The organism is Pedobacter sp. KH_004 (assembly GCF_057840755.1).
On record NZ_CM174519.1, the window covers coordinates 2004884 to 2021365 of the forward strand.

Genomic DNA, 16482 nt, shown 5'->3' on the forward strand with positions numbered 1-16482 from the left:
AATTTAGTTGCAAAAATAATAAATGCAACATAATTGCTTTTATATTTGACTAGTAAACTTATTCTGATGAAAAATTTTAAAACGATAAATCTTGATAAACTGGGAATAACCGCGTCTACTGCCTGCGCTATTCATTGTGCACTTCTGCCATTTGTATTTACGCTTCTACCCTTGTGGGGATTAGAGTTCTTAGCCACTCCAGCATTAGAAATTTCGATGATTCTTCTTTCCCTCCTTATTGGCGTATGGGCTTTAAGCACATCCTATCGAAAAGTTCATCATAACTTCTATCCGATGGTAATTTTAGGACTCGGTTTTGGCGCCATACTTTTTGGGCATTTCTCAGGCATCGAAACATTAGAACCCATTTTAATTCCGCTTGGCGGATTTACAATTGCTGGAGCACATTTCTTCAACCTAAAACTGTCAAAAAGCTGTAAGCACATCCATCAATAAAACAATCAATTATATTTTAACTATCCTATTCAAACAATTTACCTACTAGAAAAGGATTATATATTTGTACCATGCAAAGAAAAATTAAACTACTTTTTGTTGCTGCACTTTCTTTCATTTGCACCCTAAACCCTGCTTGCAAGCACGGCACCGATAATGCACAAGAACTTTATCGCCGCTACGCAATCAAAAACATTCAGGTAATAAAAAAATCAAAATAAATATGATCAGTATTCAATCGCTAACCCACAACTACCATAACGGCCCTACTTTAAAATTTCCAGATTGGGAAATACTTAATGAAGAACAGTGGTTGTTATTAGGTGCATCGGGAAGTGGGAAAAGCACATTGTTAAACATCATTTCAGGTTTACTGAAACCAGAAAATGGCAAAATAAAATTAAACGAGACTGATATTTACAGCCTATCTCAAAAAGAAATGGATCGTTTCAGAGGACAAAATATTGGCATTGTATTTCAAAAACCTCACTTAATTAAAAGCTTAAATATATTCGACAATGTGGCCCTGGCTTCCTCTTTGGCGGGAGTAAAAGTTAATCAATCAAGGGTAATGGATCTGCTTTCTTCTTTGGGTTTAGCAGATAAAACAAAAAACTATCCTGAAGAATTAAGTCAAGGACAACTGCAAAGGGTTTCCATTGCACGGGCATTGGTTAACAAACCCGCTTTGTTGATTGCTGATGAACCAACATCTAGTTTAGATGATGAAAATGCTGATAATGTACTTAAAATTTTGACTCGACAGGCTGCCGAAAATCACGCTTCGCTGATTATTGCCACACACGATAAAAGAGTAAAAGATAAACTTAACAAGGAATATTTATTGTAATGAACATACTCAAGCTAAGTATAAAAAACCTATTAAGGAATAAGCTCACCACGTTTCTAAATATTATATTGGTGGCATTTGGTGTAGCCATTTTATCTATCCTTTTTTTGGCATCTACACAAATTGGAAATAAGCTGGAACAAAATGCGAAAGACATCGATTTAGTCGTCGGCGCTAAAGGAAGTCCGCTTCAGTTAATCTTAAGTAGCATTTACCATATCGATTTCCCAACCGGCAATATTCCGTTAAAAGATGCAACCGAACTGATGCAAAACCCAATGGTTAAACGAGCGGTTCCTTTGGCTTTGGGAGATAACTTTCAAGGACATAGAATTGTGGGTACTGATTCGGGATTTGTTAGTTTATATGGTTTAAACTTGGCTGCAGGGAAGTTTTGGTCGAGAGATTTAGAAGCGACAATCGGTAGCGGTGTGGCGGCAGAAGCGCATTTAAAAGTGGGTGATAAATTCTTCGGCGCACATGGTTTAAGTGATGCAAGCGACGAACACAAACACCATGCATACACCGTGACAGGAATTCTGCAAGCGCAGGGAAATGTTACGGACAACTTGATATTAACCAATATTGGTAGTGTCTATAAAATGCATGAGCCTGATCATGATGAACACGAAGCGCATGAAAAAGCTGAAATTAACAATAAGGAAATTACCTCCATCCTTATTCAATACAGGTCGCCAATGTCGGTTGTCATTTTTCCCAGAATGGTAAATCAAAGCACCAATATGCAAGCTGCATCGCCGGCGATGGAAAGCGCTAGGTTGTTCTCGCTAATTGGTGTGGGTATAGAAACTTTGAAATGGTTCGCTGTATTGATCATGGCAATATCAGCCTTGAGCGTCTTTATCAGTTTATACAACGCTATGAAAGAGAAAAAATACGACCTCGCTGTTATGCGTTCTTTGGGTGCCTCCAAATCAAAATTATTTTTCTTGGTGATGCTGGAAGGTTTGCAAATTACGGTAAGTGGTGCCATTTTAGGATTGTTCATCGGACACTTAGCATTACACATTATTGGCCATTATCAAGAATCATCGCAAGCCAGATTAACAGGATTATACTTTGTAACTGACGAACTTTACCTCATTATAGCCGGTTTAATCATTGGCGTCGTTGCTTCTATATTGCCAGCCATTCAAACATATCAAGTTGATATTGCCCGTACACTTTCAAAAGAGAAATAATGAAAAAAATAGTAATCATCACCTTATTATTCATCTCGATGCTTGAATTAAAAGCACAAGTAAAAGTGCATAAAGATATGCGTACCAAAAATTGGAACTTAATTGGGATGAGGTATGAAAAGCAGGTCGAGCCATTAAAATGGGCAAGTATTTTCCCTCCAGAACTGATGGCACTCAACAATAAAATCATAGAATTGCCCGGTTATATCTATCCAACCAAAGTGGGATCTAAGTTTTCAGAATTTCTTTTATCAATTGTTCCGATCGAGTCATGCCCATTTTGTGGAACGGGCGATATTCCATCAATGATAGAAGTTAAAATGGCCACCCCGCTCCCATTTACGGAGAAGCCCATTAAAATACAAGGTAAATTTGTAATCAATAATTCTGGAGATAACCGATCAGAATTCTTTTTGTTGGGTGCAAAACTGCTAAAATGAGAAATGGATTAATCATTCTGATGTTTCTGGTGGTTCAAATAGCATCAGCCCAAACTAAAAAACACAACAACAACGATCAATTAAGATCATTGAATTGGGATGTAATTGGAACGGTGAAATTCGAACTAACGGAGAAAAATGAGTTACTGCCTATTTATGGTGAAAACATCACCAGGTTTAAAAATAAAATGTTTGATTTGCAGGGGTATTTAATTCCCATAAAAAATAGCCAGAAGCATCAAAAATTTTTACTGGCAACTTTACCCATAAATCAATGTTATTTTTGTGGACAGAACGGTGTTCCAATAATGGTGATGATAGAAATGGAAAATGCTATAGCATTTACTGATAAACCGATTAGGGTTAAAGGCATTTTAAAGTTAACTAATGATAATGCCACTTACCAACCACCGGTTTCTATTGTAAATGCGAAGTTGATTATTTAAAAATAAGGTTATGAATACTATTGAAGCGCAAGCCTACGAGGATTTATTGTTGAAAAATGGTTTGAAAAGAACTGGCGCTCGATTACAAGTGCTGGATGTGCTTACTCATCGAAATTCGGCCACATCTCAACCCTACCTGGAGAATGTAATTGGAAAGGATATCGATCGGGTTACCTTGTATCGGATTTTGAAAACTTTTGAAGAAAAGGGGATTATACATCGGGTATTAGATAAACAGGGAACGGCCAATTATGCCATTTGTTCTAGTTCATGTACAGAAAATCACCATCACGACGAACATGTTCATTTCAATTGCAATAACTGTTTAAGGGTTTATTGCCTTGATGATGTTAAAATCCCATCATTGAAAATAGAGAAAGGGTTCAAAATTGAGGATATGAACCTGATTGTTTCGGGCATTTGTAAAGATTGTAATCAAGCTAATTAATTAGTTTTTAAAGCTTTAAAAGCGAGCTAAAAAAATCAACAGAAATAATTAAAATATATTTTTGCTTATTAGATAGAACTTCTATATTTGCAACTCGTTACAAAACGGGCCTCGGTAGCTCAGCTGGATAGAGCGTCGGTTTTCTAAACCGAGGGTCAGGGGTTCGAGTCCCTTCCGGGGTACAATTTAAACCTTCAACTTTAAAGAGTTGAAGGTTTTTTTATTTACCAGCCATCTATCTTCAAATTCATTTTTTTTACTAATTTTGTTAGCATTGAAAAAATCAGGAAGCGCAGATTTACCTTTACATTACGGCCAGGTACCACCTTGGTTGGCGCAACGCATGGCTAAACTTGGCTTGGCGATTACAGAATCTATTTTGATGGAGTATGGAAAAGCTGAAATAATTCGAAGACTGAGCAATCCATTTTGGTTTCAAAGTTTGGGTGCCGTTATGGGAATGGATTGGCATTCATCAGGCATCACCACATCTGTAATGGGCGCTTTAAAGAAAGCAATTAACCCACTCTCCAAAGATTTAGGCATTTACATCTGTGGTGGAAAAGGCAAGTTCAGTCGAGAAACGCCAAATGAACTGTTAAGAATTGCAGATCAAACAGGTCTTAATGGAACGGAGTTGGTAAGAGCCAGTAAATTGAGTGCCAAAGTAGATAATACGGCGATTCAAGATGGCTTTCAATTGTACCTACACAGCTTTATTTTAAGTAACGATGGTGATTGGGCAGTCGTGCAGCAAGGCATGAGCAACGAAAGCTCAACTGCTCGGCGTTATCATTGGCATTCAGAAAACCTCAAGTCTTTTGTCGAGGAACCGCACACCGGAATTTGCGGTATTAATCAGGGGCAGATTCTCAACTTAACTTCGAGCCAGGCAAATATTGCAAGGCAAACGATTATGGAGATTACTGAAGAATCTCCAGTGAAAATGATTTCAGAGATTCAAAAGTTAGTCATGCCGAAACATCACGATGTAAAAGCAGAAGACATTGATTTAAAAAGATTAGGCAGTATTTTATGGCTGGCACAAGAAAAGCAACCAGCAGATTTTGAAGAATTACTTTTATTGGAAGGAATGGGGCCACGGACCTTGCAATCATTAGCTTTGGTAGGCGAGGTAATTTATGGTATGCCCTCACGTTTTTCCGATCCTGCAAGGTATTCATTTGCTCACGGAGGCAAAGATGGTCATCCCTTCCCTGTTCTGGTAAATGTATATGATGAAACCATCAGCGTACTTCAAAATGCAGTTGAAAAAGCTAAAATCGGAAATGCAGATAAACAACAAGCTATAAAATCTTTACATCAAATCGCTCGGAATGCAGAAGCGGATTTCTCCCCGAATATGGATTTCGATAAAGTAATTGCAAAAGAAAGAGCTGAAAGCTGGAAATATGGAGGAAGAACAATTTTTGGAAAAGAGAAACCACCCAAAAATGACCAGCTAAGGTTGTTTTGACAGATGCTGAAAAAATGCCGGAGTCAATAAACATAATGAGATAGATGTTGAAATAAATTACCAAGGACGTTTTTAACTTTCCGTCATTGCCTGCCTGCGGCAGGCAGGCAATCCCGATTTTATCGGGAGACGCAATCTCATTTGTTGTATTATTTTATTAAAGGAGATTGCTTCGTGCCTCGCAATGACGACCGTTTTTAACGTCATTTATATTGATTTTTTATGAAATAAATCACCTCTCAGCGTGACGAAAGTTCGATATCCATTCCGTGACTTCAGTGTTTCCGTGGCAAAAAACTAACTTCGACTAAGTTTCAATAACCCACAAAAGAAGGTCGCTGCTTTCAACACCACCTAAACTTGATGACGACTTAAGAGATTGCCACAGCCAAAGAAAAATTGGCTTCGCAAAGACGACTACTTTATAAAAAAGGTCGTGGCTTGCACCACGACCCTAAAAATATAAAAATTAAAAAACCTGTTAACTAAGCATAAGCTACAGCATCTCTCGATGCTAGTTTTGTAGTTCCCATCAAGTATTCATCTACTTTACGAGCGGCTTCTCTCCCTTCAGAGATTGCCCAAACTACTAGCGATTGTCCTCTCCGAACATCCCCTGCTGCAAAAATTTTCGCGATATTAGTTTGATAAGTATGCTCAGAAGCTTTTACATTTCCTCTATTATCCAATTCAATACCCAACTTTTCGAGCAGTCCTTCTTTTTGTGGATGCAAGAAACCCATGGCCAAGAAAACCAATTCACATGGTAAATCTCTTTCTGTACCAGCAACTTCTTTAAATGAAACCGGACGTCCAACAGCATCAATTTCCCACTCTACATCCACAACCTTCAAAGCTTTCAAATTTCCGTTTTCGTCAGCAATAAAGTTTTTCGTATTTACCGACCAAGCTCTTTGAGCACCTTCTTCGTGAGATGAAGTATTTTTCAGAAGCATTGGGTAATTTGGCCAAGGCATATTTTCAGTTCGCGTTTGAGGCGGCATTGGCATAATCTCGAATTGAGTTACCGATTTAGCGCCATGGCGATTCGAGGTTCCGATACAGTCAGAGCCTGTATCTCCACCACCAATTACAATCACATTTTTACCGTTAGCCAAAATATCTTCAGCAATGATTTCTCTATTTGCAACACGTTTGTTTTGCTGCTTCAGAAAATCCATAGCAAAGTGAACCCCTTTTGCCTCGCGGCCAGGTATTGGCAAATCACGAGGGATGGTAGAACCTCCAGCCAAAACTACAGCATTAAAATCTCTTAAAAGCGTGCTGATTTCAACATTCACTCCAACATTGGCATTTATTCTAAAGATTATTCCCTCTTCTTTCATTAAATCGATGCGGCGATCGACCACATTTTTTTGCAATTTAAAATCCGGAATACCATATCTTAATAAACCACCAGGTGCGTCATCACGTTCGAAAACCGTCACTTCATGTCCAACCTTATTCAACTGAGCAGCAGCGGCTAAGCCTGCCGGACCTGAACCAATAACGGCAACTTTTTTACCTGTCCTGATTAATGGCGCTTTTGCTTTAATAAAACCTTTATCAAAAGCAATTTCGATAATATGCTTTTCAATTTCCTCAATAGAAACTGGCGGACGATTGATACCTAAAACACATGCAGATTCGCATGGTGCCGGACAGATTCGACCCGTGAATTCAGGAAAATTGTTAGTGCTTAATAAAATTTCTGCTGCCTGCTCCCATTTACCTTGATAAACGGCATCGTTAAATTCTGGGATCACATTACCCAATGGGCAACCTGATTGACAAAATGGAACGCCGCAATCCATACAACGGGCAGCTTGATTGTTTAATTCTTGTGCGGGTAATTCATTTAAAAATTCCCCATAATGTTTTACACGAGTTTTAGCCTCTTCTCTTGTGGGCGCAACTCTATCGTATTCTTGAAATCCTGTTACTTTTCCCATGGCTTAGTGTGTTTTTACTTGTTGATTACGTTTCGCTAAAACTGCTTTGTATTCTTTAGGGAATACTTTTACAAAATGATTGGATTGTGTTTTCCAATCGCTTAAGATAAATTCAGCTACTTTACTATCAGTCAAACGGATATGCGTTTTAAGTAAAGCGAGAATTCGTTGTTCATCTTCAGTTTGTAATGGATCAAGATCGACCATTTCTTTATTGCATTTACGGGCAAAAGTTCCTTTGGCATCATATACCCAAGCTACACCTCCGCTCATTCCTGCTGCAAAATTACTTCCAGTATCACCAAGAATCAGCACTTCACCACCTGTCATGTATTCACAACCGTGATCTCCAACGCCTTCTACTACTGCGGTGGCACCCGAGTTACGAACTGCGAAACGCTCACCAGCTTTACCACGGGCGAACAACTCACCAGAAGTTGCACCATAAAGTGCTACGTTACCAATGATGATATTTTGCTCTGGAATGAAAGTAGAATTTGAAAAAGGATAAATGGCCAAACGAGCTCCAGATAAACCTTTACCTACATAGTCATTTGCTTCACCTTCTAAAGATAATGTAACTCCACGGGTGTTAAATGCACCGAAACTTTGTCCTGCCGAACCTACAAACTTGAAGTTGATGGTATCGGGTGGCAAACCTGCACCCAAATGCACTTTAGAAATCTCGTTAGACAACATAGTTCCCAATGAACGATCGGTATTTTTCACGTTAAAGCTCGCAAAAACAGGCTCATTATTGGTAATTGCAGGTTGTGCAGCTGCTATTAGTTGATGATCTAAAACGTGTGTCAAGCCATGATCCTGCTCTTCCGTATTAAATAAAGGCAATCCGTTATCTTCCGCTTTAAAAAGAATTGCAGAAAGATCCAGATACTTTAATTTCCAATCCTCTTCTGGCAATTCCCTAACCTTCAAAATATCGGCTTGTCCAATCATTTCATGAATGGTTCTGAAACCAAGTTCAGCCATAATCTCACGTAATTCTTCAGCGAGAAAATGGAAAAGATTTACTACGTGAGCTGCATCACCACTAAATAATTTTCTTAACTCCGGGTCTTGTGTCGCCACTCCAACCGGACAAGTATTTAAATGGCATTTACGCATCATGATACAACCAGCAGTAACTAAGGCAGCAGTAGCTACCCCCCATTCTTCAGCACCTAACAACGCTGCGATGGCAATATCTCTACCTGTTTTTAGCTGTCCATCAGTTTGCAGAACGATGCGGTTACGTAATCTGTTTTTAACCAAAGTCTGGTGCGCTTCTGCTAAACCAAGTTCCCAAGGTAAGCCAGCATGTTGAATAGAAGTTAATGGCGATGCACCTGTACCCCCATCAAAACCTGAAACCAGAATAACATCAGCATGTGCTTTAGCTACACCTGCTGCAATGGTTCCAACTCCAGCTTTAGATACCAATTTAACATTGATTCTGGCAGCACGATTGGCATTTTTCAAATCGTAAATCAATTGAGCTAAATCTTCGATTGAATAAATATCATGGTGCGGTGGCGGAGAAATCAAGCCTACGCCTGGTGTAGAGTGGCGCACTTTTGCAATCCAGTCATCCACTTTATGACCAGGTAATTGACCACCTTCACCAGGTTTTGCACCTTGAGCCATCTTAATCTGCAACTCATCAGCATTGGTTAGGTAGTAACTGGTTACCCCAAAACGGGCAGATGCAACTTGTTTAATGGCAGACCGCATGCTGTCTCCATTTTCCATTTTTGTGTAGCGCATTTCATCCTCACCACCCTCGCCAGTATTGCTTTTACCGCCAATGCGATTCATCGCGATAGCTAAAGTAGAGTGTGCCTCGTGAGAAATTGAACCAAATGACATTGCTCCAGTTGCAAATCTTTTTAAGATTGCCTCGGTAGATTCTACTTCATTTAATGGAACCGATGGACGAGTATAATTAAAATCAAACAGTCCACGGATGGTATAAGCTTGTTGTGTTTGCTCATTTACCAACTTTGAATATTGCTTGAAAATGTTGTAATCATTCTTACGTGTCGCGTTTTGCAACAAGTGTATCGTTTGCGGGTTAAACAAATGTGCCTCACCCCTGCGACGGAATTTGTAAGTTCCTCCTGCCGGCAATAAATTCTCGGTTTGTGTTGCTGGTCCGAAACTGCGGTGGTGTTTAATTAACGTTTCCTTGGCAATTTCATCCAATCCTAAACCACCAATACGAGAAACTGCTCCCGTGAAATAAGTGTTTACCACTTGTTTATTCAGACCTAATATCTCGAAAATCTGTGCACCTTGGTAAGACTGCAAGGTTGAGATGCCCATTTTAGAGAAAATCTTAAGCAAGCCACTGTTTACCGCATAGATGTAGTTTTTTGTTAATTGCTCTGCTGATAATCCAGATTCTTCTTGAAAACCGCTGATTGTTTCTAAGGCCAGATATGGATTTATTGCCGTAACACCGAAACCTAACAAAGTAGCAAAATGATGAACTTCCCAAATATCTCCACCCTCAATTACAATACCTACAGCACCACGATAACCTTTACGAATTAAATGGTGGTGAACTGCTGAAACAGCCAATAATGATGGCATTGCAGCATGTTCCGAATCGATCGCCCTATCCGTTAAGACAATCACCTGGAAACCATCTTCTACGGCATCAACTGCATAACGACACAAGCGATCTAAAGCTTTCGCCATTGCACCTGGTTTTCCATCTGCCCTAAAATAGGTTTGCAATGTTTTTGCTTGAAAAACCCCGGTATCAATACTTCTTAATTTCTCTAACTCTTGATTAGTTAAAATTGGATGTTTGATGGCCACACAATGCGACTGCAATGGATTTTCCTCTAATAAGTTGCCATTGCTACCCATAAAGCTAGCCAAACTCATTACCACTTTTTCTCGAATCGGATCGATTGGAGGATTAGTTACTTGTGCAAAAAGCTGCTTGAAGTAGTTTGATAAATGTTGAGGACGTTTTGATAAAATGGCAAGTGGCGTATCTGTCCCCATTGAACCGATTGGCTCCTTAGCTTCTACCGCCATAGGTTTTAACAACAAATCAATATCTTCTCTGCTGTAACCAAAAACCTGCTGATATTTAAAAATCGATTCTTCAGATAGCCCGGTAAACATTACACGCGGCTCTGGCAGCTCTTCTAAACGAATTTGATATTGGTTAATCCAATCAGCATACGGGCTTTTGCTACAAACCTGAGTTTTAATTTCTTCATCACTGATAATCCTACCCTGTTCCATATCCACGACGAACATTTTACCAGGTGTTAAACGTCCTTTTTCAATAATAGTGCTTTGATCGATTGCTAAAGCGCCTGCTTCAGAACCCATAATTACACGATCATCGGAAGTGATGGCATAACGCGATGGGCGTAAACCATTGCGATCCAACGTAGCGCCAATTAACTTGCCATCGGTAAATGCAATTGCAGCCGGTCCATCCCAAGGCTCCATCAAAGTAGCATGGAATTCGTAAAACGATCGTTTTACGGGATCCATATCTTCATTGCCATCCCAAGCTTCAGGAACCAACATCATTAATACATGAGGCAACGTTCTTCCAGCATGGAGCAATAACTCAATAACGTTGTCTAAACAGCCTGAATCTGAGTTCGTTTCATCGATCACTGGCAATAACATATCCAGTTCTTCTGGTGTAAAATAGGCAGACGCAAAAGATTTTACCCCAGCTCTAAACCAGTTTAAGTTTCCTTGTAACGTATTGATCTCTCCATTGTGCGCTATAAAGCGGAATGGCTGAGCTAATCTCCATGAGGGAAAAGTATTCGTTGCAAAACGTGAGTGAACTAACCCTAAAGCAGAAACCACACGTTTGTCGCTTAAATCATTAAAATAGGTACGAACCTGTAAAGAAGTAAGCTGACCTTTGTAAATGATCGTTTGCGCAGAAAGGGAAACGATATAAAAATCTTTACCACCATGAACCGTGTTTACGATTAGCTTAATGAGGTAGTTTTTAAAAATGTAAAGCTTGCGCTCAAAATCAGCACCGGGATTAACTGTGTACGGACGACCGATAAAAACCTGTTCAATTTCTGGTTCCACAGAAAGCGCCATGTTACCGATATCAGTAGTATCTACATCAACCTTTCTAAATCCTAAGATCTCAAGACCAAGTTTCTCTGCGGCACGGTAAATAAGTTCACGGCACTCTTCTCTTGATCGGATATCCTTTGGCATAAATAACTGACCCACACCATAATTATTGGTTTCTGGTAGGCTAAAGCCAGCTTTTAAACATTCATCATAAAAAAATTCATGGGGAATTTGAATCATTATACCGGCACCATCGCCCGTATTTGGTTCTGCTCCACATGCCCCTCTATGATCTAGATTTTCTAAAATAGTAAGTGCATCGGAGATGATTTGATGCGATTTTCGCCCTTTCACATGTGCAACAAACCCAATACCGCAGGCATCGTGTTCAAATTGCGCATCGTACAATCCACTGTTTGGTTCCATTCTTTGCTCGTTAGTTGTTAGTGTATAGGAAACACTAAGATACAAAAAACGAATTTTAAATTACAGAGTTGTTATACTTTTTAGGATTATTTTAGTTTAAAAGCAAATTTCGACATATAATTTGCTAAATAATTAATTTTAAAATCAATTATTTACGGATTTCATAATTCGGTTTTTCCTCGAAATTATAGCGTTTTTCAGGCCTTATCATACAAAAACGATTTAGCAAAGAAAATCATATATGAAAATAACGTTTATTAATAAAATTTCAGTATCACTGGTTTGTTACTAAATTAATTATCATGTTCAAGTAACTTCATCAGTTGCATTTATATAGATGCATTGCGCAACAGTGCTCCTCCCTTAATTTTATTTTGGTATGAATCAGTGAGATAGCCTAAATGACTAAAAATTTAAAAAAATGCATTTTGCAAAACAACATCTTTTTCTACCTTTGTGGCGGGCAAGTCTTTTACGACCAGCTCCCTTTGAACTCCCCCAGGATGGGAACATAGCAAGGGTAGAAGGTTGTAGCGGTGCGATAGAAGGTGCTTGCCCTTTTTTTCTTTTCCCTTAATCCCCTGAAGGGGGAATTAAATTCTTCAGGGTTCAATTTTGAAACTCAAATACTTAAGAATTTATAACCATGAAATTTTTTATTGACACAGCAAATCTTGATCAGATCAAGGAAGCACATGATTTAGGCATTTTAGATGGCGTAACCACTAACCCAAGCTTAATGGCGAAGGAAGGTATCACTGGCGAAGAAAATGTAATTAACCACTACAAAGCCATTTGCGATATCGTTGAAGATAATGTAAGTGCAGAAGTGATCTCGACTACCTTTGATGAAATCGTTAAAGAAGGTGAAGCACTTGCTGCTTTAAACCCAAAAATAGTTGTTAAAGTTCCGATGATTAAAGATGGTGTTAAAGCCATCAAATATTTCTCATCAAAAGGGATTAAAACAAATTGTACTTTAATATTCTCTGCCGGACAGGCATTATTAGCTGCTAAAGCTGGCGCAACTTATGTTTCTCCATTTTTAGGCCGCTTAGATGATATTTCTAGCGATGGCTTAGTATTGATCGAAGATATCAGAACAATTTTTGATAACTACGGTTACGAAACTCAAATCTTAGCAGCATCAATCCGTGGACCGTTACACATTGTAAACTGTGCTAAATTAGGTGCAGACGTAATTACAGCTCCATTAGCTGCAATTGTTGGTTTACTAAAACACCCATTAACTGATAGCGGTTTAGCTACTTTCTTAGCAGATCACGCTAAGGCAGCAGGGAAATAAGCTTGGAGTCTTCAGTCGAGAGTCTGGAGTCTAAAAAAAGTCCTAAGCATGGAGTTTAACTCTTACTTAGGACTTTTTTATTTTTAAAGATATTAGATGAATAAGGAAAGTATGAGTCTTTCGGCTTGAGCGCTTAGCATACGCCGATCTCCAAACTAAAAACTTCCAACTTTAAACTCTAAACTCAAAACTTCCTTCACCTTCTCGTAACTAATCTGCTCGTCGGGCTCGATCAGGATACCCTTCACTCCTGCCCCATTTGCAGCCTCTACGTCTCTTGGCTTATCGCCAATCATTAGCGATTGAGCAGGATCGATGTCATACATATCAATAGCATCGAGAATCATTCCAGAGGCAGGTTTGCGACATTTACACTCCCCGCCAACAGTTGGATGGTGTGGACAATAGTAAAATCCAGCAATATCAGCGCCTTTTGCTACAAAGGCATTTCTCAACATTTGATGCATAATTGCCAGCTCTTGCTCGCTATACCTTTTTAACGCAATGCCGCCTTGATTTGTAATTACAATAAGCAGAAAACCTTCATCATATAATTTCTTCAGTACGGGAATTTGATACTCCAGGATCTTAAAATCTTCAACACGGCAGATGTAATCATAAATTTCGTGATTCAAAACGCCATCACGGTCTAGAAAAATAGCTTTATTCATTTAAATTCGGGATTGGAGACTCCAGCTTAACTGAATTATCTCTAGTAAAAATTGATTTGCTAAAATATATAAAATATAATAATCAAGTGTATTAGTTATATCGATTGAACTTTAAACTAATGCCCAAATCGGGTAGCAAAAAATAAATTCATCAAACATCAAACTTTTTATTTTATCAGGGGTTATCTATATAATTCACATTATACTAATCTTTTACAGATTAATTTGTTTGGTTTAAAAAAGGGATTTATGGATATAGATCCCTTTTCTTTTGAGCAAAAATTATTTACTTTATATTAGCTTTTAATATCAATCACTTCTTTAAACCAGATGAACAGAAAAAAATTCCTTTCCTCTTTTATCGCAGCTGCTACCGTAATGCCCATTTTTAAAAGCTTCGGCAAAAGTATTGAAAGCGAAACTTCATCATTTAAGATACCACCTTATTTAAATCGAGGCGATTGGATTGGAATAACAAGTCCGGCTGGTTTTATCACTACTGAACAAGTGCAGCCTTCAATTTTGCAAATGCAAGGCTGGGGTTTCCAAATAAAAATAGGTGAAACAATTGGAAAACGCGATTTCACTTACGGCGGCACAGATGAGGAAAGATTGAAGGATTTCCAAACGATGTTGGACGACCCTAATATAAAAGCCATCATGTGTGCCCGGGGCGGATATGGCTTCGTCAGAATTATAGATCAATTAGATTTTTCATCATTTAAAAAAAATCCAAAATGGATTATCGGATTTAGTGATATCACTGTTTTACATTGCCATCTTGCCAAAAACTATGGCATTGCTTCTATCCACTCCAAAATGTGTAACAGTTTCCCAGATGATTGGGCTAAAGCAGAACCCATTCAGATCGAAACCATCTTATCAATAAAAAATGCCTTAATTGGAGCACCAATGGGATATTCAGCCCCCACAAACATAAATAATAAACCAGGAAGCGTAGAAGGAGTTTTAGTTGGTGGAAATCTGAGTATTATTGAAACACTGTCTGGCAGTGATTCCGATTTGGACACCAAAGATAAAATTCTCTTTATCGAAGATACAGGTGAATACCTTTACAGCATCGATAGGATGTTATGGAACTTGAAACGTAGCGGTAAACTAAAAAACCTCAAAGGTTTGATAATCGGAGGTTTCAAAGTTAAACCAGATGATACTGGCGAAGAGTTTGGCAAAACTATTTATGAGATAGTGTTGGAAAAAGTTAAAAACTACAACTACCCGATCGCATTTGACTTCCCTGTAGGACATCAACGAAATAATTTTGCACTAAAATGTGGCGCAAAACATAGTTTGAGAGTTACTGAAACAGGAACTACCCTTCAAAGCCTTTAATGATCATTTAAAATATCAAAGTAGAGTTCTCGGGGATGATAACGTATAAACTAAACCGTTTTTACTTCATCTTCACTGTAATCTTTAATATCGGTGATGTACCCGTTAACTAAAAGGAAATCAAAAAGTGGCTTTGCCTCAGGCGTAACAGGCATATTCGAAGTTGTAATTACTTCATTTGTTTTTTTATCTAAAAACGGATAGGCAAATAAACGAACATTTGTGTTGAACATGTCGTTAACATAGCTCAATAACTGACCAGAATAATTCTCACCTTTAAAATTTGTAGAGTTAAAAACGAACTTCAAGTTGTTAATATTGGTAGCAAGGCCAACACTTTTTGGCTTACAACGAGCCAAATACTTAGCTAACCGATTATGACGTGTGAAATTTGAAACGATCACAATATTTCCAGTATCGCACATTTCTTGCGTACGTTTAGCAACCGATTCTAAATCAATATGATCTGGAGTTTCTTGTTCATCCGTTAAAACATTGGTCAATAGAACCTCAATCATAACAGCAATGTTTCCCTCTTCTACTTTATTGGTTCGTTTAAATTGCTCTGTAGCCTTATTAAATAAATTAAAATTGGGTAATGATTTCTGACCATATTTGGTTCGTAAAATCATGATGTCCTTTTTGTACAATAAATCTTTAGCCTGGCGTGGGTGTGTATCTGCGTCAAAGATAGCTGCCGCAGAAAAATCTTTCATAATCATGTATAAATTAAGTAAGATATTATCTACCCCAGGAAATGCCGGGCCCTTAACCGAGATTAGATCTATTTCAACAGAACCAATCGTTAAGTTATCCGCTAAAGATTCAACCATTAATTTTGGATCTTCATTAAGATAGAAGGCTGCATAAACTAAATTAACGCCAATAATACCAAGCACACGCTGTTGCATATTTACATCGGTATCAAGCAAGCGGACATGGAAAAATATTTCATTTGGAGCACCACCAGGCTCGTTTTGGAAACGAAGTCCTACCCAACCGTGAGGTTCATTTGTACGTTTATAATTTAGCGTGGTAACCGTATCGGCAAAAGCAAAGAATGTTCTACTTTCATATTTTTCGCCAGATAATCTTTCGTTAAGTAGGCCAAATTCATGATCGAGCATTTGCAAAAGTCTATTCTGGCTTACATAACGACCATTAGTTTCAGCACCATAAATCGCATCGCTAAAAGTCATATCATAGGCCGACATCGTTTTTGCAACGGTTCCGGAAGCTGCACCAGCGTTGAAGAAGTTCCTCGAAACTTCTTGTCCTGCACCAATTTCGGCAAAAGTACCGTATATCCTTGGGTCAAGATTAATCTTAAGTGCTTTACGTTTAGTATCCAGAATTTCTCTTTCCATGGCGCAAAAGT

At 38.4% G+C, this 16482-nt stretch carries 14 protein-coding genes, 1 tRNA gene and 1 other RNA gene; 12 read left to right on the forward strand and 4 right to left on the reverse strand.

Translation table 11 applies throughout. The annotated features are described in order from the left end of the window. The first annotated feature begins 66 nt into the window (after positions 1-66). The 9 genes from AC3ITD_RS08560 (at position 67) to AC3ITD_RS08600 (ending at position 5319) form a co-directional block, all read left to right on the forward strand. Positions 67-456: a MerC domain-containing protein gene (locus AC3ITD_RS08560; protein WP_489365689.1), complete on the forward strand. Its 390-nt coding sequence runs from the start codon at positions 67-69 to the stop codon at positions 454-456. 71 nt (positions 457-527) lie between these two features. Then, the gene (locus AC3ITD_RS08565; RefSeq protein WP_463486261.1) at positions 528-677 is read left to right on the forward strand and encodes a hypothetical protein; all 150 of its coding nucleotides are present in this window, start codon (positions 528-530) and stop codon (positions 675-677) included. 2 nt (positions 678-679) lie between these two features. Next, positions 680-1306: an ABC transporter ATP-binding protein gene (locus AC3ITD_RS08570; protein ID WP_489365691.1), complete on the forward strand. Its 627-nt coding sequence runs from the start codon at positions 680-682 to the stop codon at positions 1304-1306. Beyond that, complete coding sequence (locus tag AC3ITD_RS08575; protein ID WP_489365693.1) at positions 1306-2508, forward strand: ABC transporter permease; 1203 nt, start codon at positions 1306-1308, stop codon at positions 2506-2508. Before AC3ITD_RS08570 ends, AC3ITD_RS08575 begins: the two co-directional genes overlap by 1 nt. Next, positions 2508-2948 carry a hypothetical protein gene (locus tag AC3ITD_RS08580; RefSeq protein ID WP_489365695.1) on the forward strand — a complete coding sequence of 147 codons (441 nt, stop codon included), beginning with the start codon at positions 2508-2510 and terminating at the stop codon, positions 2946-2948. The genes AC3ITD_RS08575 and AC3ITD_RS08580 overlap by 1 nt, the downstream gene beginning before the upstream one ends. After that, complete coding sequence (locus AC3ITD_RS08585; protein ID WP_489365697.1) at positions 2945-3394, forward strand: hypothetical protein; 450 nt, start codon at positions 2945-2947, stop codon at positions 3392-3394. The genes AC3ITD_RS08580 and AC3ITD_RS08585 overlap by 4 nt, the downstream gene beginning before the upstream one ends. A 10-nt stretch (positions 3395-3404) precedes the next feature. Next, entirely contained in the window at positions 3405-3842 is a 438-nt protein-coding gene (locus AC3ITD_RS08590) for a Fur family transcriptional regulator (protein ID WP_463486256.1), read from the forward strand. A 108-nt stretch (positions 3843-3950) separates the two neighbouring features. Beyond that, positions 3951-4024: transfer RNA gene (locus AC3ITD_RS08595), tRNA-Arg, on the forward strand. Positions 4025-4116: 92 nt separating this feature from the next. Further along, complete coding sequence (locus AC3ITD_RS08600; RefSeq protein ID WP_489365699.1) at positions 4117-5319, forward strand: DUF763 domain-containing protein; 1203 nt, start codon at positions 4117-4119, stop codon at positions 5317-5319. 485 nt (positions 5320-5804) lie between these two features. Here AC3ITD_RS08600 and AC3ITD_RS08605 read toward each other — a convergent pair whose 3' ends face one another. Together AC3ITD_RS08605 and gltB are read right to left on the reverse strand one after the other, a co-directional pair. Then, positions 5805-7271 carry a glutamate synthase subunit beta gene (locus tag AC3ITD_RS08605; RefSeq protein WP_489365701.1) on the reverse strand — a complete coding sequence of 489 codons (1467 nt, stop codon included), beginning with the start codon at positions 7269-7271 and terminating at the stop codon, positions 5805-5807. A 3-nt stretch (positions 7272-7274) separates the two neighbouring features. Beyond that, a complete protein-coding gene (gltB, locus tag AC3ITD_RS08610) occupies positions 7275-11774 on the reverse strand; it encodes a glutamate synthase large subunit (protein WP_489365703.1) in 4500 nt (1499 codons plus the stop codon). A gap of 461 nt (positions 11775-12235) precedes the next feature. Here gltB and ffs point away from each other — a divergent pair. Further along, positions 12236-12335, forward strand: an RNA gene (gene ffs, locus AC3ITD_RS08615) — signal recognition particle sRNA small type. Positions 12336-12420: 85 nt separating this feature from the next. Beyond that, positions 12421-13080, forward strand: coding sequence for a fructose-6-phosphate aldolase (gene fsa / locus AC3ITD_RS08620; protein ID WP_265801112.1), 660 nt, complete (start codon positions 12421-12423; stop codon positions 13078-13080). Between the two features lie 155 nt (positions 13081-13235). Here the strand turns inward: fsa and AC3ITD_RS08625 are convergent, their stop codons facing one another. After that, positions 13236-13751 carry a D-glycero-alpha-D-manno-heptose-1,7-bisphosphate 7-phosphatase gene (locus AC3ITD_RS08625; protein WP_489365705.1) on the reverse strand — a complete coding sequence of 172 codons (516 nt, stop codon included), beginning with the start codon at positions 13749-13751 and terminating at the stop codon, positions 13236-13238. 330 nt (positions 13752-14081) lie between these two features. On the opposite strand from AC3ITD_RS08625, the gene AC3ITD_RS08630 reads away from it, so the two are divergent. Beyond that, positions 14082-15104, forward strand: coding sequence for a S66 peptidase family protein (locus AC3ITD_RS08630; RefSeq protein WP_489365707.1), 1023 nt, complete (start codon positions 14082-14084; stop codon positions 15102-15104). A gap of 50 nt (positions 15105-15154) precedes the next feature. On the opposite strand, the gene AC3ITD_RS08635 is transcribed toward AC3ITD_RS08630, so the two are convergent. Next, positions 15155-16471, reverse strand: coding sequence for a hypothetical protein (locus tag AC3ITD_RS08635; protein ID WP_056848809.1), 1317 nt, complete (start codon positions 16469-16471; stop codon positions 15155-15157). Positions 16472-16482 lie beyond the last annotated feature (11 nt).